Below are 25,155 nucleotides of genomic sequence, written 5' to 3' on the forward strand. Positions count from 1 at the left end.
GTGGCGGCCAGCGCCGACGAGGTCTCGCGGACGAAGTCGTCGAGGTCGCCGGGGTCACGCGACGTGACGAGCGTGAAGCCCTGCTCGACGTCGGTCACCACCGAACGGTCGACCCAGCTGCCGCCGGCGTTGCGGACGTCGGTCTGCAGCGACGCATAGGAGGTGAGCTCCTTGCCCGTCACGAGGCCGGCCTCGATGAGCGCCCACGGGCCGTGGCAGATCGCCGCGATCGGCTTGCCCGCCGTGGCGAAGGCCTTCACCAGGTCGACGGCGTCGCTCTCGGTGCGGAGGGTGTCCGCGTTGATGGTGCCGCCGGGAACGAGCAGGAGGTCGTGGTCGGCGGCGTCGACCTCGGCGATGGTCGTGTCGGGGCGGACGGTCTGCCCCGGGTCCTTGTCGCCGACGAGCGTCTGGATCGGCTCGGTGGAGACGCCGGCGACGACGACGGTGGCGCCCTGCTCGCGCAGCTTCGCGACGGGGACGATGAGCTCGTCCTGCTCGACGCCGTAGTTGGTGACGATCGCGAGAACGCGGCGTCCGGTGAGTTCGGTGCTTGCCATGGTGATGCTCCTCTCGGGGCCGGTCGGGGCCCGGTGTGCGACGCCTCCCGTCTACGCGGGCGGGCTGGGTCGTGGCTGGCTCGGTGTACCCCACCCGCGCCTCCGGACCGCGGCCCCTCCCGCTCAGCTGGCCAGGAGCGCCCTGGCGGTCCCCTCGTCGAGGATGAGGTCGGTGACCAGGCCCGCGGCGAGCGCACCGCGGACGCTGACCACCTTGGCCTCCCCCGCGACGACGCAGACGCGACGCGGCGTGCGTCGGATGGTCGCCAGGTCGGGCCCGGTGGCGCGCCGGTTGAGCTCGATGTCGGCCGACGAGCCGTCCTCGCGGAAGAACACGGTCGCGACGTCGCCCACCACGTGGTCGTGGGCCAGACTGTCGTGGTCGCTCTGCTCGAGGTAACCACCCGAGTAGACGTGGCTCGGCACGTGTGCCTCGCGCGAGCCGACGCCGAAGACGACGAGGTCCATGGCGCCCTGCAGCGAGAGGACGCGTCGGGTGCTGCGCTCCCGCCACAGGGCGCTCTTGGTGGCGGGGTCGTCGAAGAACGCGGGCACGGGGAACTGCTGGATCAGGGCGCCGTACGCGTGGCCGAACCGACGCAGGATCTCGCTGGCGTACTCGATGCCGGTCGTGCGGGTGTTCGCCGCACCGTTGAGCTGGACGAAGACGGTGTTGTGCGTGGTCTTGGGCACCAGGTACCGGCTGACCGCACTGACGGTGGAGCCCCAGGCGACGCCGACGACCATGTTCGAGTCGACGTACTGGGTGAGCGTTCGTGCAGCCGACAGCGCGACCCGGTCGAGCCGGTCGACGTCGCTGGTCTGGTCGGGCACCGGGACCACGTGCGCGACCACGCCGAACCGCCGGTGCAGCCCGTCGCCCACGGCCGTCGGCTGGTCGAGCGGGGACTTGATCTGGATGTCGACGAGGCCCGTCTCGCGTGCCGCCTTCAGGAGGCGCGACACCGACGAGCGGGACGTCTGCAGTTCGTGCGCGATCGCCTCCATCGTGAGGTCCTGCATGTAGTAGAGGTGCGCGGCGCGCAGGGCCTCCTGTGTGCGTTCGGACGTGTCGCCAGCGACCAACGGGACCTCCTTGCACGTTCGTGCAGATACGTTGCACCTTGTGTGCATCGGGACGACGATGAATCTACCGGCCCGCAGGACGAGTCGGTCACCACCACCTGACATCGCATCTCGAAAGAAGCAGTGACCATGTCGAAGAAGACAGACTCGATCCGTCCCAACGTGCAGCGCATCGTCGACCGCCCGACGGCACAGGTGCTCGTCGTCGGCGGTGGCATCAACGGCATCGCGACCTTCCGCGACCTCGCCCTCCAGGGCGTCGACGTCGTGCTCGTCGAACGGGCCGACTACGCATCCGGCGCGTCCGCCGCGTCGTCCCACATGATCCACGGCGGCATCCGCTACCTCGAGAACGGCGAGTTCCGCCTCGTCCGCGAGAGCGTCGAAGAGCGCAACGGCCTGCTGAAGATCGCCCCGCACTACGTCAAGCCGCTGCAGACCACGATGCCGATCTTCTCGACGTTCAGCGGCATCATGAACGCCCCCTTGCGCATGCTGACGCACAAGCAGCGCTCCACGAAGGAGCGCGGCGCACTGCTGATCAAGGTCGGCATGACCATGTACGACTCGTTCTCGCGTGACGGCGGCTCGGTGCCCCGTCACAAGTTCCTCGGTCGCAAGAAGGCGCTGGCCGAGATGCCGCACCTCAACAAGGCCCTCAAGTACACGGGCACCTACTACGACGCGTCGGTGCACGAGCCCGAGCGCCTCGCGCTCGACGTGTTGAAGGACGGCCTGGCCGCCGGCGACAACGCCCGCAGCGCCAACTACCTCGAGGCCGTAGGGACCGCCGACGGCGGCGTGACCCTGCGCGACGTCGTCAGCGGGACCGAGTTCACGGTGAAGGCCGACGTCGTCATCAACGCGTCGGGCCCCTGGACCGACCTCACCAACAAGGCCTTCGGTGCCGAGTCGCAGTACATGGGCGGCACCAAGGGGTCGCACATCGTCGTCGACAGCCCCGAGTTGCTCGAGGCCACGAACGGTCGCGAGATCTTCTTCGAGAACAACGACGGCCGCATCGTCCTGATCTACCCGCTCAAGGGTCGCGTGCTCATCGGCACGACCGACCTCGAGGCCGACATGGCCGAGCCGGCCGTCTGCACCGAAGAAGAGGTCGACTACTTCTTCGACCTGGTGAAGCACGTCTACCCCGACATCGAGCTCAATCGCGACCACATCGTCTACCGCTACTCGGGCGTCCGCCCCCTGCCCAAGCACGACGACCTCGCCGCGGGTTTCGTGTCGCGCGACTACCGCATCGTCGAGACCGAGGTCGCCGAGCTGCCCGGCACGGCCGTCCTCAGCCTGGTCGGCGGCAAGTGGACCACCTTCCGTGCCCTGTCGGCGCACCTCTCGACCGAGGCGACGACGAAGCTCGGCGTGAAGCGCACGGTCGACACCACCGGCATGGCGATCGGCGGCGGCAAGGGCTTCCCCACCACCGAGGGCGCCCGCACCACCTGGGTCGCGGCCCACGCCGACGGGCTCGACTGTGACCAGGTCGACCGTCTGCTCACCCGCTACGGCACCCGCGCCTCCGACGTCATCGAGGTGCTGCTCGACCAGCCGTCGCAGGCCCTCGAGGCCGACTCGACGCTGACCACGGCCGAGATCGCCTACTTCGCCGAGCACGAGGACGCCGTCCACCTGGCCGACGTCGTCCTGCGCCGCACGAACCTCGCGTTCGTCGGGGGCGTCACCATCGAGTTGCTCACCGAGATCGCGGACGTCATGGCCCGCTCGCTCGGATGGACGACCGAGCAGCGCGACGACGAGATCGAGCAGACCCTGACGACCCTGCGCGACTCGCACGGCGTCGAGGTCCACTCGCAGCACGTGCCTGCGGCGGCCCCCGCCGCGGCGACGAACTGACGACACCGACCCGATCGAGAAGCCCCGCCCCTCCCTCCGAGGGGCGGGGCTTCGTCGTCGTCGCCGAGGATCTCGTGACCTGACATTGACATGTCGACTTCGCTGCCCATCGGGCAAAATGTGACGTTTCCGTATTAGGATGCTGGCCGGGCAGACGCCCGTGAGGATCTAGGAGGCCGCATGCCGATTCCCGTCACTCCCCCTGCCGCCGAACGACAGCTGCTGCGCGACACGGTCCGCAGCCGCATCCGTGACGCGATCATCGACGGCACGCTCGAACCGGGCGAACGCCTGCACGACGACGAGCTGATCGCCTGGCTGCAGGTGTCGCGCACCCCGATCCGCGAGGCACTCGGCGACCTCGTGCGCGCCGGCCTCGTCGAGATGGCGCCGAACCGCTACACGAAGGTCGCGACGCCGAAGGCCGAAGAGGCCGTCCAGGCGGTCCAGACCCTGGGCGTGCTCTTCGGCGGCGCCGTCCGGTTGGCCGTCCCGAACCTGCCGGACGCCGTCAAGCGAGAGATCGTGCGGGCCATCGACGTCTGCCTCGGCGACCTCGACCGTGAAGACGCCCCGGCGTTGAACGCCCACGCCATCGCGCTGTTCTCGACCTACGTCGACCACTGCGGCAATCCGTCACTGGTCAAGGTCTGCACCGACGTCACCGACGGCCTCGCCTACAAACTGCGCGTGCCGAACATCGTGCAGGTGCTGCAGTGGGACTCGATGGCCGACTCGTTCGCCGCCCTGCGCGAGGCGACCGAGGCGGGCGACCCCATCGCCGCCGAACTCGCCGCCGAGGACCTGCACGCCCTACCCGGCCAGCGCCCCGTCGCCTGAGCGGGCGGGCGCGGCCGACCGAGCGGGCACGGGCGACCGAGCGGGCACGGCCGACCGAGCGGGCACGGCCGACCGTCCCTCGACCCGTCAGACCGCCGTGACGTCGTCGACCTCGCCGACGAGTTCTTCGATGATGTCCTCCAAGAACAGCACGCCGGTGGTGACGCCCTCGGGCGAGACGGATCGGGCGACGTGCGCGCCGACCCGGCGCATCGAGGCCAGGGCGTCCTCGAGGTCGGTGTCGCGGCCCACGGCGCCCAGGCGGCGGATGCGCTTCTCGGGCACGGGTGCCTCGAAGGCCCCGTCGCCGGTGAGGTCCATGACGTCCTTGAGGTGCAGGTAACCCGTGGGCTGGCCGTCTCCGTCGGTGAGCACGTACCGCGAGTACCCCCGGGCCGCCACGGCGCGCTGCACGTCGGCCGGAGTCGACCCCGGCGCCAGGTGCACCATCTCGTCGAGGGGCACCTCGACGTCGCGCACCTTGCGGGTGGTGAACTCGAACGCCGCCGACAGGGTGCCCGACGAGTCCGTCAGCGTGCCCTCGCGGGTCGACTGCTGGACGATCGTGGCGACCTCGTCGAGCGTGTACGAGCTCGTCGCCTCGTCCTTCGGCTCGACCCGGAAGAGCCTCAGCACGCCGTTGGCGATCGCGTTGAGCGACCAGATGACCGGCTTGAACACCGTCGCCACGAAGACGAGCGGGGGCGCCAGGATGAGCGCCGCCCGGTCGGGCACCGAGAACGACAGGTTCTTCGGGATCATCTCGCCGACGACCACGTGCAAGAACGTGACGAGCACGAGCGCCACGACGAACGCGACGACGCCGATCGCCTCGGCCGAGAGGCTGGTGAGACCGAGCGGGATCTCGAGCAGGTGGTGGATCGCCGGCTCCGAGACGTTCAAGATGACCAGCGAGCAGACGGTGATGCCCAACTGGCTGGTGGCCAGCATGAGCGTCGCGTGTTCCATCGCCCACAGGGTCGTCTTCGCGGCCTTGCTGCCGGCCTCGGCACGCGGCTCGATCTGCGATCGGCGTGCCGAGATGACGGCGAACTCGGCGCCGACGAAGAACCCGTTGACGATCAGCAGCACGACCAGCCAGACGATTCCGGGCAGGTACTCGTTCATCGGTCGACCCCTTCGGTCAGCGAGGCGACCACGCGGTCGTGCTCGGTCGTGGGTGCGGCGGCATCGAGGCCGCCGTCAGGTGGGGCCGGCACGAAACGCAGGCGTTCGAGGCGTCCGTTCGCGACGCGTTCGACCCGCAGGCTGCCGCTGCCGCTCTCGAGGGCGACCTCGTCGCCCACCTCGGGCAGGCGGTCGAGCCGGTCGATGACGAATCCGGCCACCGTCTCGTAGTCGCCGTCGTCGGGCACGCGGATGCCCGCCCGGTCGGCCAGCTCGTCGGGCCGGAGGGCACCGTCGAAGAGCACGGTGCCGGCCTGGCGCACGATGCCCACGCGGGCTCGGTCGTGCTCGTCCTCGAGCTCGCCGACGAGCTCTTCGACGACGTCCTCGAGCGTGACGAGGCCGGCGGTGCCGCCGAACTCGTCACGCACCACGGCCATCTGCAGGCCGCCGTGGCGCAGCAGGCCGAGCAGCGAATCGGTGCCCATGCTCTCGGGCACGAAGCGCGCCTCCTGCATGAGGGCGGTCGCGACGACGGAGGCGCGCTCGGCGAGCGGGACCGCGAACGCGTGCTTCACGTGCACCACCCCGACGATGTCGTCGCTGTCGTCGCCGATCACGGGGAACCGCGAGAAGCCCGAGGTCAGGGCGGCCTCGACGACGTCGGCGGCCGAGCCGGTCGACGCGATGGTCGTCATGCGGACGCGCGGCGTCATCACCTCGGAGGCGTCGTGCTGCGAGAAGCGCAGGGTACGGCCCAGCAGGGTCGCGTGGTCCTGGTCGAGCTGGCCCTCGAGGGCCGACCGGCGCACGAGCGAACTCAGCTCTTCGGCCGAGCGGGCGCCCGACAACTCTTCTTTGGGCTCGATGCCCATGGCGCGGATGGCCGCGTTGGCGGTGTTGTTGAAGAGCAGGATGAGCGGCTTGAAGACCGTGGTGAACGCGGCCTGGAACGGCACGACGAACTTCGCGGTGGCGAGCGGCAGCGCGAGGGCGAAGTTCTTCGGCACGAGCTCGCCGACGACCATCGAGAAGAGGGTGGCGAGCACGATGCCCGCGACGCTGCCGACGACCGGGACGGCCGCGGCGGGCACGCCCAGGGAGTCGAGCGGACCGCTCAGCATCGAACTGATGGCGGGCTCGAAGGTGTACCCGGTCAGCAGGGTCGTCAGCGTGATGCCGAGCTGCGCACCGGAGAGGTGCGTCGAGGTGATGCGCAACGCCTTGATCGTGGGACCGAGGCGTTTCTCGCCCCGGTCGCGCCGCGCCTCCAGCTCGTTCCGGTCGAGGTTGACCAGCGAGAACTCGGACGCGACGAAGAAGCCGGTGCCGACGGTGAGCACGAGGCCGATGCCGACCATGACCCAGTCATTCATGTCGCCCCTCCCCGTCTGTGACGACCGCGCGGGCGGTCAGGCGTGGGAGAGGCCAGGGCATGTGAGAGGGAGGTTCGTCCATGACCGAGAACAGTAAGCAGATCCCCCGACCGATGCCTGAGAACGTGCAGTCGATGCAGTCGACCCGCCCTCGAGCCGAGGAGGCGCGGGTCAGGCCGGAGGGGCCGCCGCCGCCGAGGTGGTCGGCGTGGAGGTCTCCGACGTCGAGATCGTGGGCGTCGGGATGGTCGGCGTCGGGATGGTCGGCGTCGGGATGGTCGGCGGCAGGGCGGGCGGAGTGGCCCGCAGGTCGGCCACGCGGTCGGCCGGCTCGGTGCGGGCGAGGAACCCGATGCGCGACTCGCGCACGTGCCAGCCCATCAGCTCGGCGGCCCCGGCCTCGTCGCCGGCGTCGATCGCCGCGAGGATGCGTCGGTGGTCGGGCCAGAGCCGCTTGCCTCGCGAGAAGGTGTCGAGGGCGTACAGCCACTCGATCTTGTTCGACAGCTGGCGCAGCAGGGTGGCCAGGGTGGCGCTCCCGCTCAGCTGCGCCACGCCCACGTGGAACCGGTCGTTCAGTTCGACGAGACGGTCGAGGTCGCCGGCCTCGACGGCGGCGTCCCCGTCGTCGAGCAGCTGGCCGAGCACGCGCCGCGTGCGCCACCAGTCCTCGGGCGGGCGCGGCTCTCCGAACAGCTCGCGCGCCCGCTGGGCGGCGCGTCGCGCGGTCGAGATCTCGAGGGCCTCGCGGACGGCGAAGAGGTCGTCGGCCTCGTCGACCGGGATCGCCGCGACCCGGCTGCCCACGTGAGGCGTCGACTCGACGAACCCCTCGGCCTCGAGCGCACGCAGCGCCTCGCGCACGGGGACGCGCGAGACGCCGTGGCGGCGGGCGACCGACGCCTCGGTGATGCGCGTCCCCGGCACGAGGGCGCCCTCGACGATCTCGCGACGCAGGGCGTCGACGAGGACGACGGGCGTCGGGCCCTCAGAGGGCGAGGCTGGCACCGGGGATGGCTCCCAACAGTTCGGTCGTGTACTCGGCACGGGGCGACAAGAAGATGTCGTCGACGCTACCGCGCTCGACCACGGCGCCCTTGCGCATCACCACCACGTCGTGGGCGATCTGCCTCACGACCGCCAGGTCGTGCGTGATGAACAGGTAGCTGAGGCCGAGCCGACGCTGCAGGTCGCCGAGCAGCTCGAGGATCTGCTCCTGGACGAGCACGTCGAGCGCCGAGACGGCCTCGTCGCAGATGAGCAGCTCGGGCTCGAGCGCCAGCGCCCGGGCGATGGCCACGCGCTGACGCTGCCCGCCGGACAACTCGTTCGGACGGCTCTGCGCGACCGAGCGCGGCAGGGCGACCTGGTCGAGCAGCTCGGCGACCCGGTGCCGACGCGAGGCACGGTCGCCGACGCCGAAGATGCGCAACGGCTCGTCGATCAGCCGCTCGACGCTGGAGGTCGGGTCGAGCGAACCGTAGGGGTCCTGGAAGACGGGCTGCACCCGGCGACGCAGCGCGCGACGGGACGCACCGCGGCTCGTCGTGATGCTCTCGCCGTCGATCAGGGCCGACCCGCTCGTCGCCGACTCGAGGCCGAGCACGATGCGGGCCACGGTCGTCTTGCCCGAGCCGGACTCCCCCACGATCGCCGTCGTGGTGCCGCGCGGCACCTCGAACGAGACGTGGTCGACGGCCCGCACCTGCTCGCCACGGCGACCACGGAGGCGGAACTCCTTGACCAGGTCCGTGACGGTCAGGATCGGGTCGACCCGCGCCTCCTTCGCGTCCGTCGCCTCGTCGAGGACGGCCTCGCCCCGACGGAGGGCGGTGGCCGAGGCCAGCGTCGGCGCCGCCGCGACGAGGCGCTTCGTGTACTCGTGCTGCGGGCGACGCAGGATCTGCTCGGGCGTGCCCTGCTCGACGACGCGTCCCTCGAGCATCACGACGATGCGGTCGGTGCGGTCGGCGGCGAGCCCCAGGTCGTGGGTGATGAAGAGCAGGGAGGTGCCACGGCTCTCGACCAGCGTCTGCAGGTGGTTCAGGATCTGCCGCTGCACCGTCACGTCGAGCGCGCTGGTCGGCTCGTCGGCGATGAGCAGCTGCGGCTCCCGTGCCAGGGCGATCGCGATGAGCACGCGCTGGCGCATGCCGCCCGAGAACTCGTGGGGGAACTGCCCCGCCCGGCGCTCGGCCTCGGGGATGCCCGCCTCGCTCATCAGCGCGACGACGCGACGCTGGACCTCGTCGTGGCCGCGGAGGCCGTGGGTGCGCAGCGCGTCGGCGATCTGCGCGCCGACCTTCATCGACGGGTTCAGGTTGGTCGACGGGTCCTGCGGCACGAGGCCGATCCGGGCGCCGCGCACCTGACGCATGGGGGCCTCGGTCGCCTGCGCGAGGTCGAGGGTGCCGCCGTCGGGCCCCGCCAGCTCGATCGTGCCACCCGTGATGTGGCCGGCCCCGGGCAGCAGGCGCAGGATGGCGGCGACCACCGTCGACTTGCCCGAGCCGGACTGGCCGACGATCGCCACCCGCTCGCCAGGCAGGACGTCGAGGTCGACGCCGTGGACGGCGGGGGTGTCGCCGAACGAGACGCGGAGGTCGCGCACGCTCAGCAGGGGGGAGGTCGGGTTCTCAGCGTCCTGCGGCATAGGCCTGGGCTCCTCGGGGGTTGGCGGCGGCGGAGAGCACACCGGTCTCGGGGTCTCGCGACACGCTGGACAGCCGGCCCAGGGACCAGCCGCCGGCGCGGGTGACGACGTGGCCGCGGGCGACCAGCGCGTCGATGACGTCGTCGCCCAGGCGGTCCTCGACCACGACGCCTCCGGGCTCCCAGGTGCGGGGCCAGAAGCTGCCCGGGAACGACGTGGTGTGCAGGGCCGGGGCGTCGATCGCCTGCTGCGGGGTGTAGCCGCCGACGATCGTGCGCAGCAGGTAGAGCAGCTGCCACTGGTCCTGCTGGTCGCCGCCGGGCGAACCGAGCGCGACGACGGACTCGCCGTCCTTCAGCACGAGCGTGGGCGTCAGCGTGGTGCGCGGGCGGGTGCCGGGTGCGAGCGTCGACGCCGTGCCCTCGTCGAGCCACGACATCTGCAGCCGGCTGCCGAGGCAGAAGCCAAGCTCGGGGATCGTCGGCGACGACTGCAACCAGCCGCCCGACGGGGTCGCCGACACGACGTTGCCCCAGCGGTCGACGACGTCGAGGTGGCAGGTGTCGCCGCGCGTCTCGCCGGTGGGCTCGGTGAACGGCTCGGCCAGACGGTCGGCCGGAGGCGCGGTGGCGGTCGCCGGGGCGTCCTCGGTCGGTGCGACGGGTGCGTCGGCTGCGTCGGCTGCGTCGGCTGCGTCGGCGCGAACCGGTGCCCGTCCGGGGGCGGCGACGGTGGGCTCGCCGACGCCGGCCGGTGCCTCGCTGAGCGCGGGTGGCAGGTACTCGGTGCGCATCGTGGGCAGGGCGAACGGTTCGCGCCCCGGGACGTCGCCCGGTCGCAGCTCGTGCGACGCCCGCTCGCCGATCAGCGCGCGGCGCCGGCCGGCGTAGTCCGCGGACAACAGCACGTCGAGGGGCACGTCCCCGGGGCCGTACCAGGCCTCGCGATCGGCCATCGCGAGCTTCTGCGCCTCGACGATGGTGTGGGCGCCGTCGGCGGTCGACGGGTCGAGCAGGGCGTCGTCGAGCGGCTCGAGCAGCGCCAGCACCTGCAGCAGGGCGGGACCCTGACCCCAGGCGCCGGTCTTGGCGACGGTGTGGCCGCGGAACTCGATCGTGGTCGCCGGCTCGGTCGTGGCCCGGAAGGCGGCGAGGTCGGCGGCCGTGACCACGCCCGCGTGGTCGGTGCCCGACGAGTGACGGTGCGGAGTGCGGACGAACGCGTCGATCGCCTGCGCGACGTGTCCGCTGCCCCACTCGACCCGCGCCTCCTCGATCTTCGCCTCGCGGGACGCGTCGGGGCCGAGGGCCTCGCCCGCCGCGACCAACTCGTCGAGCACCGCCGCGTAGGCGGGGTTCGTCAGCAGGTCGCCCTCACGCGGCACCTCGCCACCCGGCATCCACTGGGCGGCGGACGTGGGCCAGTGCTCGGTGAACAGGTCGGCGACGGTCTCGATGGTCGACGCCACGCGCGCCACGATCGGGTGGCCGTCGCGGGCGTAGCCGATCGCGTAGGCCAGGACGTCGGCCAGGGACCAGGTGCCGTGCTCGGCCAGCAGCTTCAGCCAGGCGTCGACGGCACCGGGGACGGCGGCCGCGAGGGCTCCCGACCCGGGGACGAGCTCGAGGCCCTCGGCCAGGTAGTGCTCGCGGGTGGCCCCGGCCGGGGCGGGGCCCTGGCCGACGAGCACGGTCGGGGCGTCGGGGGCCTCGGCCGTCGCGTAGATCGCCGTGAGGTCGCCGCCCGGACCGTTGAGGTGCGGCTCGACGACGTGCAGGACGAAGGCGCCCGCGACGGCCGCGTCGAAGGCGTTGCCGCCGCGCTCGAGGACCGACTGGGCCGAGGCCGTCGCCAGCCAGTGCGTCGACGACGTCATGCCGAAGGTGCCGCGCAGGTCGGGGCGGGTGACGAACTCGTCAGGGGTGGTGTAGGTCACGAGGGGGTCACTTCCGGTCGCTGGCGGTGGGGTCGAGGGCGTCGCGCAGGGCGTCGCCGAACAGGTTGAAGCCGAGGCAGATCACGGCGATCGCGAGACCCGGCACGACGGCCGCGAAGGGCGCCTTGGCCAGGTACTGCTGCGCGTCGCTGAGCATGATGCCGAGACTCGCCGTCGGCGGCTGGATACCCAGCCCGAGGAACGACAGGAGGGCCTCGCCGATCACGGCGACCGGCATGATGACCGTCGCCTGGACGATGATCGCCGAGACGCAGTTCGGCAGGACGTGCTGGAAGATCACCCGCAGCCCCGAGGCATCCATGGTCGCCGCGGCGAGGACGAAGTCGGTCGACTTGATCCGGAGCGTCTCGCCGCGCACCACGCGGATCATCGTCGGCACCTGCGCGATGCCGAGGGCGACCACCGCGTTCGTCAGGCTGGGACCGCTGATCGCGGCGAGCGCGACGGCGATGATGAGGAACGGGAACGCCAGCATGACGTCCGTGAGGCGCGAGATCACGCCGTCGAGCCACCGCCAGTAGCCGGCCAGCAACCCGAGCGGCGTGCCGACCACGACGGCCAGCAGCACCGACAGCACGCCGACCTGCAGCGAGACGCGGATGCCGTAGACGGTGCGCGAGAGGATGTCGCGGCCGAGGTCGTCCGTGCCGAGCACGTAGCCGACCGTGCCGGGCACCTGGAACGGCAGCTCGAAGTTCACCCGGGTCGGGTCGTACGGGGCGATGAGGGGCGCGGCAAGGCCGGCGACGAGCACGACGAGCAGCATGACGCCGCCCGTGACGCCGAGCTTGTTGCGGACGAGGCCGCGCCAGACGCGTCCCCGCCCCGACCCGAGGCCCGCCCCTGCGGCGGTGGGTGTCTCGATGACGGTCACGATGCGCCTCCTACCCTGATGCGCGGGTTGATGACGGAGTACAGGACGTCCACCGCCAGGTTGATCAGGATGTAGCCGACCGTGATGATCAGCACGACGGCCTGGATCACGGGGTAGTCACGGGTGAAGACCGAGTCGAGCGTGAGCTTGCCGAAGCCCGGCAGCGCGAAGATGCGCTCCGTCACCACGGCGCCCGAGATCAGGCCGCCGAGTTGTAGGCCGACGATCGTGACGACCACGATCATCGAGTTGCGCAGGCCGTAGCGCATCAGCACCCGCCCACGCCCGAGCCCCTTGGCCCGCGCGGTGCGCACGTAGTCGGTCTTCATCGTCTCGATCATCGAGGCCCGGGTCTGCCGCATGATGACCGCGGCGAGGCTCGTGCCGAGGATCAGAGCCGGCAGGGTCAGGTGGTAGAACGCGCTCGCCGGGTTCTCGGCCACCGGCACGTAGCCCGACGCCGGGAACAGGCCGAGGCCCGCCGCGAGCCAGAGGATCGCGAGGATGCCGAGCCAGAAGTTCGGCACCGACAGACCGACCAGGGCGGCGGCGTTGGCCATCCACTCGGGCCAGCGTCCGCGGTAGCGCTCGGCGACGACGCCGAGGGCGACGCCCACGACGACCGCCACGACGATGGCGTAGAGGGCGAGCCACAGAGTGACCGGCAGGGTGGCCCCGATCAGCTCGGTGACCGGGGTGCCGGTGCGGGTGGACTCACCGAAGTCGCCGCGGACGAAGTTGCCGACGAACCGGCCGTACTGGACCAGCAGCGAGTCGTCGAGGCCGAGGTCGGCCCGGATCGCGGCGACGCGCTCGGGCGTCGCCTCTTCTCCGGCGAGGGCCAGCGCCGGGTCGCCGGGCAGCTGGCGCACGCCCCAGAACACGACGATCGAGGCGATCACGAGCGTGACGGCCGACTGCCAGAGCCGGGTGAACAGGTAACGGGTCATCAGGTCACTCCCCCTCGACGAACGCGGCGTTGCTGAGCCGCACGACGCCGTCGGCGTAGGTGGACACCCCGGCGACCTCGTTCGTCAGCGCGGTCAGGCTGCGGGTGCGGTACAGGTAGATCAGCGGTTCGTCCTCCTGCACCTGCGTCACGGCCTCGCCGTAGAGCGCCGCACGCTCGTCGACGTCGATGGACGCGGCGGCGTCGGCCAGCAGCTCATCGACCCGGGGGTTGCTGTAGCCCGAGTAGTTGTTGCCGCCACCGGTGCGCAGGAAGTTCACCATGTTGCCGTTCGGGTCGACGCGGCCCGACCAGCCGAGCTGCAGCGCGTCGAAGTCGCCGCGCGACTGGACGTCGAGCAGGGTCGAGTACTCGACCGGGGTGATCGACAGGCGGAACCCACCGTCGGCGACCTGGGCCTGCAACGCCTGGGCGAGGCGCAGCGTGTCGGCGTTGTTGCTGGCCTGGATCTCGATCTCGTAGGGCGTCGTCACACCCGCCTCGGCGAGGAGGCGCTTCGCCCCCTCGGGGTCGTAGCCCGGGCAGGCGTCGCTGGCATCGGTGGCGAACGGACTCGTCGGCGGGATCGGCGAGCAGGCGGTGTCGTTCCACCCGCCGAACACGCTCTGGACCAGCGCGTCCCGGTCGATCGACATGGCCAGCGCCTGACGGACGCGCACGTCGCTCGCCAAGGGGGTGTCGATTTGGACGGGGTCGGTCCCGACGCCGTCCTGGTTGCCGATGTTCACGGTGATGCCCTGGTAGCCGAACGAACCGACCTGCAGCACCGTGAGGCCGTCGTCCGCCATGAGGGAGTCGACGTCCATCGTCGACATCGAGTCGGCGACCTGCACGTCGCCCGCGCGGACGTTCGCCGCACGGATGCTCGCGTCGGTGATGATGCGGTAGGTGATCGAGTCGAGGTGCACGTCCTCGGCGTCGTAGTAGAGCGGGTCGCGCTCGACCGAGATCGAGGTCTGCGGCACGCGGTCGACGAACTTGAAGGGGCCCACGCAGACCGGGGCGTCGCCGAAGTCGTCGCCCTCGGCCTCGAGCGCCGTCGGGGACATGATCATCCCCGCGCGGTCGGCGAGGGCCGCGGTCAGCGGGGCGAAGGGGCGCTCGTAGGTCAGGCGCACCGTGTCGTCGTCGAGGGCCTCGACCCCGGTCACCGGGCCGAGCTCGCTGGCCCGCGACGAGTCGGGCTTGTCGAGGTGACGACGCAGCGTCGTGACGACGGCCTGGGCGTCCAACGGGGTGCCGTCCGCGAACACGGCGTCCGTGCGCACGGGGATGTCGACCGTCAGCCCGCCGTCCGACAGCGTCGGCAGCTCGGTCGCCAGCAGCGGCACGAGGTCACCCTCGGCGTCGATGTCGTACAGCTTCTGGCACACGGTCTCCATGACGTAGCGCGTGTAGAGCGACGACGACGTGGTGGGGTCGAGGGCGTCCGGCTCGGCGGACAGCGCCATGACCAGGTCGCCCCCCTCGACGATGGTCCGGTCGCCGATCGGCGCGGTGGTCACGTCGGTCTTGTCGGGCGGGTTCGTCCCGGCGGGTTGCTGCGGGACGCAGGCCGTCAGGGCGAGCGTCGCGGCGGCGGCGAGGGCCGGCAGCGCGAGGGCCCGGCGCAGGCGGCGACGCCCGGCCGGGGAGCTCGCGGCGGGGGTCGCGCTCGCGGCGCGGGCCGTGCCGGCGCTCGCGGCGCGGGTCGGGCGGGGTGGGCGGGCCATCGGGCCTCCGATGCTCGGGTGGTATCGGTCTGCGCGGCGTGGATTGCATACAATCCTGCCGCACGCCCCAGTTTTGTATACGAATTGTTTCGCGCGGGTAAAACGTGGCCCGGCCGGTCCGGCTCCGGCCCGTCTCGCCTAGAGACGCACCCGCCCGCACCCGCACCCGCACCCGCACCCGCACCGAGGTCGCACCACGATCGCGTCACGAAACCACGCTCGGGGTTGGTTCGACGACTCGGAAGTGGTGCGACCTGAGCGTCACGGCAAGGGCAGCCCTGCTGAGCGGAGGTTCGCGGCCAGGCGGGGTGGGTGCGACAACTCGTCCCAGACCGTTCGCGCGAATCCGTTGACCTCGGGCCGGTTGCGGATGCGGTCCTCTCGGATCTTCTCGTCCACGACGACTTGTCCGGGCGACCGGCCCTTCTTCCACCGCCCTTCCGCGTACTTGATCCGTCCGTCGAATTCGAGCACGACGCCGAACCGGGGCCACCAGAAGTCGACGACGTCGGCGAAGAGGCCGCCGTCGCCCCAGGTGAAATGCTGCTGGAGCACCGGAGGAGGCGCGCCCAGCTCGTGCAGGACGACCCGCGTCAGCGACTCCCCCGGGGATTCGGCCTCGGGCGTCGCGAAGGCGACCGCCCGGCGTGCACTCGGCAGGCCTCGTGCCGACCCACGTCCGTCGAGGACGTGCCGCACGTCATCCGCGGTCGCGAGCCCCCTCCGCACGAGGGCATCGAGGGCGACCACCGCGTCACGGAACGACGACGTGAGGGCGAGATCGGCTGCTGTTCGAGCCGGAGAGGTGAGGGAAAGTGGAGGGATCGACCGCACCTCCTCACCGGAGAGCGGTCCCGGGTGCCGCACGACGTTCGCCGTCGTCTGGGTCGTGCGGCGGTCCGGGTCGACGACGTGCACGCGGCTCGGCCGCTCACCGAGGGCCGGCAGCTCCCAGCATGCGGCCGCCGACGCATGAGACACCACCATCCGCGAAGCGAGCCGCGGCATGACGGCGAGGACGAGGATCAGGTGGCGATCCCGAGAGGAGGCCGCTCGCCACGCGGCAGCGTCGACGGCTGCCGCACGACGCACCCGGACGAACTCACCCCGCTCGACACCACGACGCACGGCCTCGGACTCCCGCCGCCCGTGCTCGAGCCGGTCGGACCGGATGATGTGGGGCAGATGTTCGATCACAGGGAGAGACTGCCGTCACATGGCGGTCCGCCAGTGGTCGTCCACAGGCAGGGCGAGGACGAGGTCACATCACGTCTGCGGCATCGAACCGCCCGACGGGGCAGTTCGATGACTCGACGGTGGTGCGACCTCGTGCAGAGCGGGGCGAAGAAGCCGCGCGGAGGCGAGGAGGCGCGGGGCGGCTACTCGAGGTTGGCGTGGCGGGGCCAGAGCTCGTCGGCATCGGCACCCGAGCGCTTCCACAGCGCGTGGAAGACGGCGTCACCGAGCAGCACGACGGTCTGCTCGAACAGCCCGCCGGCGTACTGCGACGACGCGGCTCCCGAGCGGTCCTGCTTGTCGGCGGCGGGCACCACGAGCACGGCCTCGGCCAGGTCGGCCAGCGGCGAGTCGGCGGCGGTGGTGATGGCGGCCACCCGCGCGCCGGCGTCGACGGCCGTCCGGGCCGCGGCGACGATGCCGGACGTCGTGCCCGAGCCGCTCGCGGTGAGCAGCACGTCCCCGTCGGCGATGGCCGGCGTCGTGACCTCGCCGACGACGTGGACCTCGAGCCCGAGGTGCATCAACCGCATCGCGGTCATGCGGAGGGCGAGACCCGAGCGACCCGCACCGTGGACGAAGACGCGCTCGGCGTCGTCGAGCAGGTCGGCGAAGGCGTCGAGCTGGCCGGACGTGTCGGACGAGTCGTCGCCTCCGGCATCCGCGTCGAGCACCGCCGAGACGGCGGCGTCGACCTCGTCGGCCACGAGCTCGAGGGCGGTGGCGACGGAACCGTGGTCGTCGTCGGGGGTCGTGCTGTCTGCGGGGGTCACGGGTACCAGCCTGCTCGCCCCGCGCCTCCGGCGTCCAGGTTCGGGCCGGCGGTCCGCGTCGACGGGCTCCGGGCGGGGGTGCGACCAGAAGGGGGGCCACCGTCGACCCGCACTGGGGGCAGCCCGGCTGCCGACCGCTGCCTAGCCTGGGACAGGGGGACGAGACACCGAGAGACACCCGAGGAGCACCACGTGACCAGGACGGTCGACACACCCGCGCACCCGACGCGCAGCTACGAGCGGCTGAGGCCTGCCATGCGCCTGTTCTACCTGTGGACGCTCTCGCGTTCCCGCCACGTGCCCTCGCCACGCGGACGGCCGACCTACCGGGCGGACTCCCCCGACCCCGACACCGTGCTGCTGATCGGCACGGGTCCGACCCACGGCTTCGGCGTGACGAGCCACGAGCAGGCCCTCACCGGTCAGATCGCCAAGGAGACCTCGAAGAGCACCGGTCGCGCCTGCTCGGTCGACTACATCGGCGACGAGATGATGAACGCCGGTTCGGCCCGTTCGTGGATCGGCGACCACGACCTCAGCCTGTACGACACGGTCGTCGTGATGCTCGGCCTCAACGACGCCGTCATGCTCACCCCGCTCGAGGGATGGCAGCGTGACGTGACGACACTCGTCACCGACCTGACCCGCCGCGTCCACCCGACCGCCCGCATCGTGCTGGTCGGCGTGCAGCCCGTGCGCTCGGTCACGCGGTTCGACAACCCGTTCGGATCGGTCGCGGACCGGCACGCCGCCCGCATGAACGAGATCACCGAGCGGATCGCCGCGCAGCACCCGTCGGCCTCGTACTTCCGGCTGCCCCCGGGAGAGCTGCAGCCCGGTCGCCCGCACGGCTGCGAGACGATGTACCGGCAGTGGGGCGCCGTGGTCGCCGACCGGGTGGCCCCGACCCTCGACGTCGTGCGCCGCGGCGAGACCGTCGAGCACATCGGACGCACGTCCGTCGCGCCCGTCGTGCCCGAGCGGGTCGCCGCCCAGCTCGAGGTGGCCCGACTGGCGGCGTCGGTGGCCGCACCGGCCCCGGTCGACCCGGTCGTCGCGCAGCTGGAGGCCGCGCGGGCGGCCGTCGCCCGACTCGAGGCCGAGCAGGCCGTCGCGGCACGCCCGGCGGACGCACCCGCGTCGGCACGCCCGGCGGACGCACCCGCGCCGGCCCCGGCTGCCGCACCCGCACCCGCACCGACCCCGGCGGACGCACCCGCGACCGCCCTCGGAACCGGGGCCACCTCGACGACCGACGCCGCGCCTCCTGCCCGTCCGCGACGGGCCCTGCCCGAGCCGACCTTCGAGTGGTCGGGAGCCGAGAAGCTGGTCGAGCTCGCGAGCAGCGGCGGGTCGGACACCCTGCAGGACCTCGCCCGCCGAGCCGAGAAGGAGTTCGGCGTCGACGTCGCGGTCGTCTCGCTGCTCGACGGCAAGAAGCTCTACTACGCGGTCAACACCGAGCTGCTGCCGGTCTCGATCCCCCGCGAGCTGACGTTCTGCGACGTGACCGTGGCGGCCGACGCACCCGTGATCGTCGAGGACGCCCGCAAGGACGACCGGTTCAAGGACAACCCCTACCTCGACCTCAACCACGGGTACTTCTACGCCGGGCACCCGATCCACTCGTCGTCCGGCGAGGCGATCGGCACCTTCTGCCTGCACAACACGCGGCCCCGCAAAGCGAAGAGCGTGTCGTCCGAGAAGCTCGCCGAGTTCGCCCGCCTCGCCGAACTCGAGCTGCAGAGCTACGAGACGGCCGAGGGCGGTCACGACCTGCCGACGATGTACGAGACCCGGGAGGCGGCGGTCGCGGCGGCCGTGTCGGGTCGCGCCCCACAGGCGGCCGCGCTGGCACAGGGCGTGGCCGACGCCACGAGCGTCGTCGCCGCGCCCCGGCCCGCGGCTACGCCCACGGCTGCGCCCTCGGCTGCGGCTGCGGGTGCGGGTGCGGTCCCCGTGGCGGCTGCTGCCGCACCCACTCCGGCCCCCACGCGCGTCGGGCGCCACGCCGCCCCCTGACCGCGACCTGCGGGCGAGGACGCACCACGTCCGCGTCGTCGAACCACCCGAGAGCGTGGTTCGACGACGCGACGGTGGTGCGACCGGCACACCAGCACGCCGTCACGCCGTGGCGGTCGGTGCGGCGCCCTTCCGCTGCTTCAGCCAGAGCACGAGCACGAAGCTGAAGATCACGAGCACCATCCACGAGCCGATCTTGCTGGGGTGCACGAGGCTCCAGCCGTCGACCTGCGAGGCGTAGGTCCAGGCGCCGAGCAGGGTCGCGGCGTTCTCGGCGATCCAGATGAACAGCCCGATGAGGGCGAACGACACGAGCAGGGGCATGCGGCGGTCGACGCCCCGCACGCGGAAGGTCACGGACCGCCGGGTGATCAGCAGCGCGGCGACGCCGAGCAGCACCCAGCGCAGGTCGGCGATCCAGTGGTTTGTGAAGAAGTTCACGTAGAAGCCGACGGCGACGGCCATGGTCGCCGCCATCGGCACGGGGTCGACGCGGAGGTCCAGCCGGCGCCACGCCTGGCAGATGTAGCTCGCGACGGCCGCGTACATGAAGCCGCTGTAGAGCGGCACGTCCCCCAGGCGCAGCACGCCGGGCTCGGGGTACGACCACGAGCCGATCGCGACCTTGAAGACCTCGAGCCCGAGCCCGAGGACGTGGAAGACGCAGATGACGAGCAGCTCGTCCCGGGTCTCGAGCCGCGTCGCGACGAGGACGACCTGCACGAGCAGGCACCAGATCAGCATCGCGTCGTAGCGCGGCACGCCCACGTCGACCACGCGGGTCACGGCGAGCCCGGCGAAGATCGCGACGGCGAACGCGCACGAGAGGGCCTGGGCGCGGCCGAAGGCCAGCAGGTCGAGCAAGGACTCGCGCGCCCGGGCGACGCGACCCGGACCGTGACGCGGGACGACCTCGACTGCGGACACCGTGCCTCCTCGGGGTTCGTCGTCGGTGCGGGCCGGGTGGCCGCACCGTCGCGCCCCGCGGGTGCGACCTCGTCCACGCTACGAACCCCGAGGAGGCGCGGCGTCCGCCCCGAGGACCACCCGCCTCCTCCGCGGGTCGCGGCCGCGGACACGCGAGAGCCCCCTCGCCGTGCGGCGAGGGGGCTCTCGTGGGGTGCTCGTCGGCGTCCCGCGCTGCGGGTCGCTGGTACGCACCGTCGACGGGCCGGGCGTCAGCCCGTCCGAAGTCGTGCACCGGGCCGGGGCCCGGGACGGTCAGATCTGGTCGTCGTCCACCAGACCCGCCACGAAGGGGTAGCGATCGGCCACGTACTCGTGGAGGTCGGGGTGGACGAGGGTGTCGAGCGAGGGAAGTGAGGAGGTCATGGTCGGGCCGTTCAGTCGAGGTCGTCGGTGTCGTCGAGGGCCGTGTCGAAGTACGACACGTGATCGCCGACCTGGTCGGCGAGGATGCGCTGGGCGAAGGTCACGACGCGCGCCTCAGGCCGACATCGCGTGGGCCGGAGCGGCCACGAGGAAGTCGGCGTAGGTGGGCTCGTCGACCCGGGCGACGGCCGAGACGGCTGCCGAGATCGGCGCGGCGAGGGCGACGGCCGCGACTCGCGCCCGACGACGACGGGGGTAGGTCTCGATGCGGACGGCCGGGACGCGGGGGTCGCGGCGGTAGAGGCCCGCGTCGACGCGACCGGTGGTCGGGCGGGTCGCCGCGGGGCGGGCCGAACCGACCGTGCCCCGGACGAGGGAGACGAGTTGCTCGTGGCCGAGGCCCTGGAGCGAGGTGCTGCTGGTGTTCATGTTCTTCTCATTTCTGGTGACCCTGCGTCACCTGAGGAACCTGCTGGAACTCCGGCACCGCCCGTGAAGTCGGTGCCCGTACCGCCGTGAACCGGTACGCCCACCACTGTGGCAGGCCGATTGCTAGATGAACTAGCCAGATCGGGAAGAGTGCGCATTGCGGACATGGCTCGGTCCTCGCCTGCACGATCTGCGTTCTTCTTCGTTTTTCTGCTTTTGTCTTGTTTTCTCTGTGGAAGCGACGTACAGTCGGCCCACGCCGGCAGCACGCATGCCGGCAGCACCGCGAGACGACGAGGAGGTCGCATGTACGCCACCGAACGGCACGAGTCGATCGCCGAAGCCCTGCGCTCGGCCGGTCGGGTGTCGGTCAGCGATCTCGCCCTGCGTCTCGACGTCACGGCCGAGACGGTCCGCCGAGACCTCGACGCCCTCGAACAGGCGGGCCTGCTCCAGCGCGTGCACGGCGGTGCCGTCGCCGCCGGCCGCTCCAGCGTCAGCGAACTCAGCCTGAGCGAGCGCGAGACCCGGCACAGCCCCGAGAAGACCTCGGTGGCCCAGGCCGCCGCGCACCTCGTGCCGCCGACGTTCACGGGCTCGATCGCCCTCGACGCCGGCACCACCACCGCCGCCGTCGCCGCCGAACTCGCCCGCTGGACGCCGGCGACGCCCGGCACCGTCCTCACCGTCATCACCAACGCCGTCCCGATCGCGGCGCTGCTGCAGCACAGCCCCCACGTCGACCTGCACCTGCTCGGCGGACGCGTCCGCGGGCTGACCAGCGCCGCCGTCGGCACCAGCACGGTCGAGCAGATCCAGGCGCTCCGCCCCGACATCGTCTTCGTCGGCGCGAACGGCGTCAGCGCCGGCTTCGGGCTGTCGACCCCCGACGAGTTCGAGGGCGCCGTCAAGTCGGCGTACGTCCGTGCCGGACGCCGCGTCGTGGCCGTGGTCGACCAGACCAAACACGGCGAGGAGGCGCTGGTGCGGTTCGCTCGCCTGGCCGAGATCGACACCGTGGTCACCGACGCGCCCCCCGCGCCCGACCTGGGCGAGGCCCTCGAGCTCGCCGACGTCGAGGTGATCGTCGCATGAGCGCCCCGACCCCCACGCCCCGCCCCGTCGTGGCCCCGATCGACACCGCCCCGCAGCCAGGAGGCACCCGCATGATCCTCACCGTCACCGCGAACCCCTCGCTCGACCGCACGATCGAGCTGCCGGGCACCCTGCAGCGCGGGGCGGTCCAGCGCTCGGTCAGCACGACCGACGAGCCCGGCGGCAAGGGCGTCAACGTGTCCCGGGCCCTGGCGGCGTCGGGTGCCGAGACCGTGGCCCTGCTGCCCGGCGCCCTCGACGACCCGGTCCTCGTCGCCCTGCGCGAGCGAGGCGTGCCCACCGTCAACCTGCCGATCGGCCAGCGCCTCCGGGCCAACGTCACCCTGACCGAACCCGACGGCACGACCACCAAGATCAACGAGCTCGGCCCCGACCTCGGCTCCCACGTGGACGAACTCACGGCCCTCGTCGTCGAACACGCGGCCCTCGCCTCGTGGCTGGTGCTCGCCGGCTCGCTGCCGCCCGGCCTGCCGACGACCTGGCTGGCCGACGTCGTCCGGGCCGTGCGCGCCTCCTGCGGTGACGCCGCCCCGCGCATCGCGGTCGACTCGTCGGGCGAGCCGTTCGCGGCCCTGATCGCGTCGGGCGTCGGCATCGACCTCGTCAAGCCCAACGCCGACGAGCTCGCCGAGATCGTCGGCGGCGACCCCGAGGCGTACGAGGCCGACCCGGCCTCGGCCGTCGCCGGGGCCCGACGCCTGCGCGAGCTGGGCGTCGAGACCGTGCTGCTCACCCTCGGCAGCGCGGGCGCCCTGTTGATCGACGACGAGGGCTCGTGGTTCGCCGCCGCCCCCGTCATCACCGCCCTGAGCACGGTGGGCGCCGGCGACTCGTCGCTGTCGGGCTACCTGCTCGCCGAGACCACCGGGGCACCCGCCCCGGCCCGCCTCGCCCAGGCCGTCGCGTCCGGAGCCGCCGCCGCGGCCCTGCCCGGCAGCATCGTCCCCCGCCTCGACCAGACCTTCCCTGACGACATCGACGTCGTCCCGGTGGCCCCCGCGGCCGTCGGGCACCTCTGAGCAGCGTCGCCCAACCCCAAGGAGCAGAACAGCATGTCATCCCTCATCAGCACCGACCTCGTCGGTCTCGACGAAGACCTGGGCGGCACGTCGACCGACGTCATCCGCGCCCTGGCCGCGCGCGTCGCGGCCTCGGGCCGCGCCGGCTCGGCCGATTCGCTCGCCGACGACGCCATCAAGCGTGAAGCCTCGGTCGGCACCGGCGTCCCCGGCGGCATCGCGATCCCCCACGCCCGGTCGGCCTCGGTCACCGAGCCCACCCTCGCCTTCTCCCGGCTCGCGCGCACGGTCGGCTTCGGTGCCCCCGACGGCGACGCCGACATCGTCTTCATGATCGCGGTGCCCGAGGGCGCCGACGGCGACCACATGACGGTCCTCTCGACCCTCGCCCGCGCCCTCATCCGCGACGACTTCACCGCCGCCCTCCGCGCCGCGAAGACGCCCGCCGACATCGTGCAGCTCGTCGACGACGAGGTCAGCGGCGAGGTCGCCGAGACGCGCGGCGCCACCGCCGCCTCCGCGTCCGGGGCGACCAGCGCCTCCTCGTCCGCGGCCGCCGCGACGGGCGACGGCGCGCGGCGCCCGAAGCTGGTCGGCGTCACCGCCTGCCCCACCGGCATCGCCCACACCTTCATGGCCGCCGACGCCCTCGTCGCCGCGGCGAAGCGCCTCGGTGCCGACCTGCAGATCGAGCCGCAGGGCTCGGGCACGGTCACTCCCCTCGACCCGGCCGTCATCGCCGAGGCCGACGCCGTGATCTTCGCCGTCGACGTCGACGTGCGCGACCAGGGCCGCTTCGCCGGCAAGCCCGTCGTCCGCGGACCGGTCAAGCGCGGCGTCGACGCTCCCGACGCCATGGTGAAGGAGGCGCTGGCCGCCGCCAAGGACCCGAACGCCGCCCGCGTGGGCGGCACGGCCGGTGCCGCCGGTGCCGCCGCGGGCTCGACCGCCGAGAAGCAGGGCTTCGGCTCGTCGCTCAAGCGCTGGCTGCTGACCGGCGTCTCGTACATGATCCCGTTCGTCGCCGGTGGCGGCCTGCTGCTCGCCCTGGGCTTCCTGCTCTCGGGTTACGAGATCGCCGGCAACGCCGCGACCGTGCTGACCGACTACTCGCTCGTGAACCTGCCGCCCGAGGGCCTGATCTACTTCCTCGGTGCCGCCGCGTTCCAGATCGGCAACCTGTCGATGGGCTTCCTCGTCGCCGCCCTGGCCGGTTACATCGCCTACGCCATCGCCGATCGACCCGGCATCGCGCCCGGTTTCGTCGCCGGCGCCGTCGCGGTCTTCATGGGGGCCGGCTTCATCGGCGGTCTCGTCGGTGGTCTGCTCGCCGGCTTCGCCGCCTACTGGATCGGCAAGCCCGACGTGCCCCGCTGGCTGCGCGGCCTGATGCCCGTCGTGATCATCCCGCTGCTCGCGTCGATCTTCGCCTCGGGTCTGCTCGTGCTCGTGCTCGGCGGCCCGATCGCCGCCCTGACCGTCGCCCTGACCGACTTCCTCAACGGCCTCAGCGGCACCGGGGCGATCGTCCTGGGCGTCATCCTCGGCCTCATGATGTGCATCGACCTCGGTGGTCCGGTCAACAAGGTCGCCTACTCGTTCGCCGTCGCCGGTCTGTCGGCGGGCTCCATCAGCGACAACCCCGCTCCGCTGATGATCATGGCCGCCGTGATGGGTGCCGGCATGGTGCCGCCGCTGGCCATGGCCCTCGCGTCGACCGTCCTCTACCGCAAGGGCTTCTCGCAGGTCGAGCGCTCCAACGGCACGGCCGCCTGGCTGCTGGGCGCCTCGTTCATCTCCGAGGGCGCGATCCCCTTCGCCGCGGCCGACCCGCTGCGCGTGATCCCCGCCAGCATGGTCGGAGGCGCGGTGACCGGAGCCATCTCGATGGCCGCCGGCGTCACGTCGCAGGCCCCCCACGGTGGCATCTTCGTGTTCTTCGCGATCGGCAACCTGGGCATGTGGGCGTTGGCTATCGTCGCCGGCACCGTCGTGAGCGCGTTCGTGCTCGTCCTGCTGAAGAAGTTCGTCCGCCGAGGTGCGGCCGCCGGGGCCGACGCGTCGGCCGAGGCCGCCGAGGCCGGTTCGGTCGTCGGCCAGCGCAGCCCCGTCGCCGCGTAGCAGCGACGCCGCGCCGCACCGACGCCGTCGAGGCGACCACACGAGGAGGCGCGTTCCGGGAAGTCCCGGAGCGCGC

General features: G+C 72.1%; 20 protein-coding genes. 6 read left to right on the forward strand and 14 right to left on the reverse strand.

Annotation, left to right across the window (positions count from 1 at the left end; genetic code table 11):
* Together ASL10_RS10335 and ASL10_RS10340 are read right to left on the reverse strand one after the other, a co-directional pair.
* A partial coding sequence (locus tag ASL10_RS10335) for a type 1 glutamine amidotransferase domain-containing protein (protein ID WP_157485467.1) occupies positions 1-560 on the reverse strand: 560 nt, incomplete at its 3' end.
* A 123-nt stretch (positions 561-683) separates the two neighbouring features.
* On the reverse strand, positions 684-1,583 hold the full coding sequence (locus ASL10_RS10340) for a sugar-binding transcriptional regulator (RefSeq protein WP_233568409.1): 900 nt from the start codon (positions 1,581-1,583) through the stop codon (positions 684-686).
* Between the two features lie 192 nt (positions 1,584-1,775).
* Here ASL10_RS10340 and ASL10_RS10345 point away from each other — a divergent pair, with 192 nt between their 5' ends.
* Both ASL10_RS10345 and ASL10_RS10350 read left to right on the forward strand, forming a co-directional pair.
* The gene (locus ASL10_RS10345; protein WP_056047894.1) at positions 1,776-3,521 is read left to right on the forward strand and encodes a glycerol-3-phosphate dehydrogenase/oxidase; all 1,746 of its coding nucleotides are present in this window, start codon (positions 1,776-1,778) and stop codon (positions 3,519-3,521) included.
* A gap of 180 nt (positions 3,522-3,701) precedes the next feature.
* A complete protein-coding gene (locus tag ASL10_RS10350; protein WP_056046860.1) occupies positions 3,702-4,361 on the forward strand; it encodes a GntR family transcriptional regulator in 660 nt (219 codons plus the stop codon).
* 87 nt (positions 4,362-4,448) lie between these two features.
* On the opposite strand, the gene ASL10_RS10355 is transcribed toward ASL10_RS10350, so the two are convergent.
* The 10 genes from ASL10_RS10355 to hxlB all read right to left on the reverse strand — a co-directional run bounded on the left by ASL10_RS10355 (position 4,449) and on the right by hxlB (position 17,040).
* Positions 4,449-5,489 carry a hemolysin family protein gene (locus ASL10_RS10355; protein WP_056046862.1) on the reverse strand — a complete coding sequence of 347 codons (1,041 nt, stop codon included), beginning with the start codon at positions 5,487-5,489 and terminating at the stop codon, positions 4,449-4,451.
* Positions 5,486-6,865 carry a hemolysin family protein gene (locus tag ASL10_RS10360; protein WP_056046864.1) on the reverse strand — a complete coding sequence of 460 codons (1,380 nt, stop codon included), beginning with the start codon at positions 6,863-6,865 and terminating at the stop codon, positions 5,486-5,488. Before ASL10_RS10360 ends, ASL10_RS10355 begins: the two co-directional genes overlap by 4 nt.
* 171 nt (positions 6,866-7,036) lie before the next feature.
* Complete coding sequence (locus tag ASL10_RS10365) at positions 7,037-7,873, reverse strand: GntR family transcriptional regulator (RefSeq protein ID WP_200922588.1); 837 nt, start codon at positions 7,871-7,873, stop codon at positions 7,037-7,039.
* Complete coding sequence (locus ASL10_RS10370; RefSeq protein ID WP_056046866.1) at positions 7,854-9,518, reverse strand: ABC transporter ATP-binding protein; 1,665 nt, start codon at positions 9,516-9,518, stop codon at positions 7,854-7,856. Before ASL10_RS10370 ends, ASL10_RS10365 begins: the two co-directional genes overlap by 20 nt.
* The gene (locus ASL10_RS10375; protein ID WP_235452670.1) at positions 9,502-11,454 is read right to left on the reverse strand and encodes a gamma-glutamyltransferase family protein; all 1,953 of its coding nucleotides are present in this window, start codon (positions 11,452-11,454) and stop codon (positions 9,502-9,504) included. The genes ASL10_RS10370 and ASL10_RS10375 overlap by 17 nt, the downstream gene beginning before the upstream one ends.
* Positions 11,455-11,461: 7 nt before the next feature.
* On the reverse strand, positions 11,462-12,349 hold the full coding sequence (locus ASL10_RS10380) for an ABC transporter permease (protein WP_056046869.1): 888 nt from the start codon (positions 12,347-12,349) through the stop codon (positions 11,462-11,464).
* Positions 12,346-13,299, reverse strand: a complete 954-nt coding sequence (locus ASL10_RS10385; protein ID WP_056046871.1) for an ABC transporter permease — start codon at positions 13,297-13,299, stop codon at positions 12,346-12,348. Before ASL10_RS10385 ends, ASL10_RS10380 begins: the two co-directional genes overlap by 4 nt.
* Before the next feature lie 4 nt (positions 13,300-13,303).
* Complete coding sequence (locus tag ASL10_RS10390; protein WP_082460352.1) at positions 13,304-15,031, reverse strand: ABC transporter substrate-binding protein; 1,728 nt, start codon at positions 15,029-15,031, stop codon at positions 13,304-13,306.
* Between the two features lie 261 nt (positions 15,032-15,292).
* Positions 15,293-16,228 (reverse strand): hypothetical protein, encoded by a 936-nt coding sequence (locus tag ASL10_RS10395; RefSeq protein WP_056046873.1) that lies wholly within the window; start codon positions 16,226-16,228, stop codon positions 15,293-15,295.
* A gap of 182 nt (positions 16,229-16,410) precedes the next feature.
* Complete coding sequence (gene hxlB / locus ASL10_RS10400; RefSeq protein WP_056046874.1) at positions 16,411-17,040, reverse strand: 6-phospho-3-hexuloisomerase; 630 nt, start codon at positions 17,038-17,040, stop codon at positions 16,411-16,413.
* Between the two features lie 192 nt (positions 17,041-17,232).
* On the opposite strand from hxlB, the gene ASL10_RS10405 reads away from it, so the two are divergent.
* Entirely contained in the window at positions 17,233-19,062 is a 1,830-nt protein-coding gene (locus tag ASL10_RS10405) for a GAF domain-containing protein (protein WP_157485383.1), read from the forward strand.
* Between the two features lie 102 nt (positions 19,063-19,164).
* Here ASL10_RS10405 and ASL10_RS10410 read toward each other — a convergent pair whose 3' ends face one another.
* Both ASL10_RS10410 and ASL10_RS10415 read right to left on the reverse strand, forming a co-directional pair.
* Positions 19,165-19,989, reverse strand: a complete 825-nt coding sequence (locus ASL10_RS10410; protein ID WP_082460353.1) for a DUF817 domain-containing protein — start codon at positions 19,987-19,989, stop codon at positions 19,165-19,167.
* Between the two features lie 519 nt (positions 19,990-20,508).
* On the reverse strand, positions 20,509-20,823 hold the full coding sequence (locus ASL10_RS10415; protein ID WP_056046878.1) for a hypothetical protein: 315 nt from the start codon (positions 20,821-20,823) through the stop codon (positions 20,509-20,511).
* A gap of 306 nt (positions 20,824-21,129) precedes the next feature.
* Between ASL10_RS10415 and ASL10_RS10420 the strand changes: the two genes are divergently transcribed.
* The 3 genes from ASL10_RS10420 (at position 21,130) to ASL10_RS10430 (ending at position 25,079) form a co-directional block, all read left to right on the forward strand.
* Entirely contained in the window at positions 21,130-21,918 is a 789-nt protein-coding gene (locus tag ASL10_RS10420) for a DeoR/GlpR family DNA-binding transcription regulator (RefSeq protein ID WP_056046880.1), read from the forward strand.
* A gap of 71 nt (positions 21,919-21,989) precedes the next feature.
* A complete protein-coding gene (locus ASL10_RS10425; protein ID WP_056047905.1) occupies positions 21,990-22,958 on the forward strand; it encodes a 1-phosphofructokinase family hexose kinase in 969 nt (322 codons plus the stop codon).
* 33 nt (positions 22,959-22,991) lie between these two features.
* On the forward strand, positions 22,992-25,079 hold the full coding sequence (locus ASL10_RS10430; protein ID WP_056046882.1) for a fructose-specific PTS transporter subunit EIIC: 2,088 nt from the start codon (positions 22,992-22,994) through the stop codon (positions 25,077-25,079).
* The last annotated feature ends 76 nt before the right edge of the window (positions 25,080-25,155 follow it).

It is taken from the genome of Frigoribacterium sp. Leaf8, assembly GCF_001421165.1.
GTDB lineage: Bacteria > Actinomycetota > Actinomycetes > Actinomycetales > Microbacteriaceae > Frigoribacterium.

What these genes read in the sequence shown, in the direction of transcription:
- ASL10_RS10340 (WP_233568409.1), bottom strand. Translation starts at nt 1,583, where the DNA reads ATGCAGGACCTCACGATGGAGGCGATCGCGCACGAACTGCAGACGTCC.
- ASL10_RS10345 (WP_056047894.1), top strand. Translation starts at nt 1,776, where the DNA reads ATGTCGAAGAAGACAGACTCGATCCGTCCCAACGTGCAGCGCATCGTC.
- ASL10_RS10350 (WP_056046860.1), top strand. Translation starts at nt 3,702, where the DNA reads ATGCCGATTCCCGTCACTCCCCCTGCCGCCGAACGACAGCTGCTGCGC.
- ASL10_RS10355 (WP_056046862.1), bottom strand. Translation starts at nt 5,489, where the DNA reads ATGAACGAGTACCTGCCCGGAATCGTCTGGCTGGTCGTGCTGCTGATC.
- ASL10_RS10360 (WP_056046864.1), bottom strand. Translation starts at nt 6,865, where the DNA reads ATGAATGACTGGGTCATGGTCGGCATCGGCCTCGTGCTCACCGTCGGC.
- ASL10_RS10370 (WP_056046866.1), bottom strand. Translation starts at nt 9,518, where the DNA reads ATGCCGCAGGACGCTGAGAACCCGACCTCCCCCCTGCTGAGCGTGCGC.
- ASL10_RS10385 (WP_056046871.1), bottom strand. Translation starts at nt 13,299, where the DNA reads ATGACCCGTTACCTGTTCACCCGGCTCTGGCAGTCGGCCGTCACGCTC.
- ASL10_RS10390 (WP_082460352.1), bottom strand. Translation starts at nt 15,031, where the DNA reads ATGGCCCGCCCACCCCGCCCGACCCGCGCCGCGAGCGCCGGCACGGCC.
- ASL10_RS10415 (WP_056046878.1), bottom strand. Translation starts at nt 20,823, where the DNA reads ATGAACACCAGCAGCACCTCGCTCCAGGGCCTCGGCCACGAGCAACTC.
- ASL10_RS10420 (WP_056046880.1), top strand. Translation starts at nt 21,130, where the DNA reads ATGTACGCCACCGAACGGCACGAGTCGATCGCCGAAGCCCTGCGCTCG.
- ASL10_RS10425 (WP_056047905.1), top strand. Translation starts at nt 21,990, where the DNA reads ATGATCCTCACCGTCACCGCGAACCCCTCGCTCGACCGCACGATCGAG.
- ASL10_RS10430 (WP_056046882.1), top strand. Translation starts at nt 22,992, where the DNA reads ATGTCATCCCTCATCAGCACCGACCTCGTCGGTCTCGACGAAGACCTG.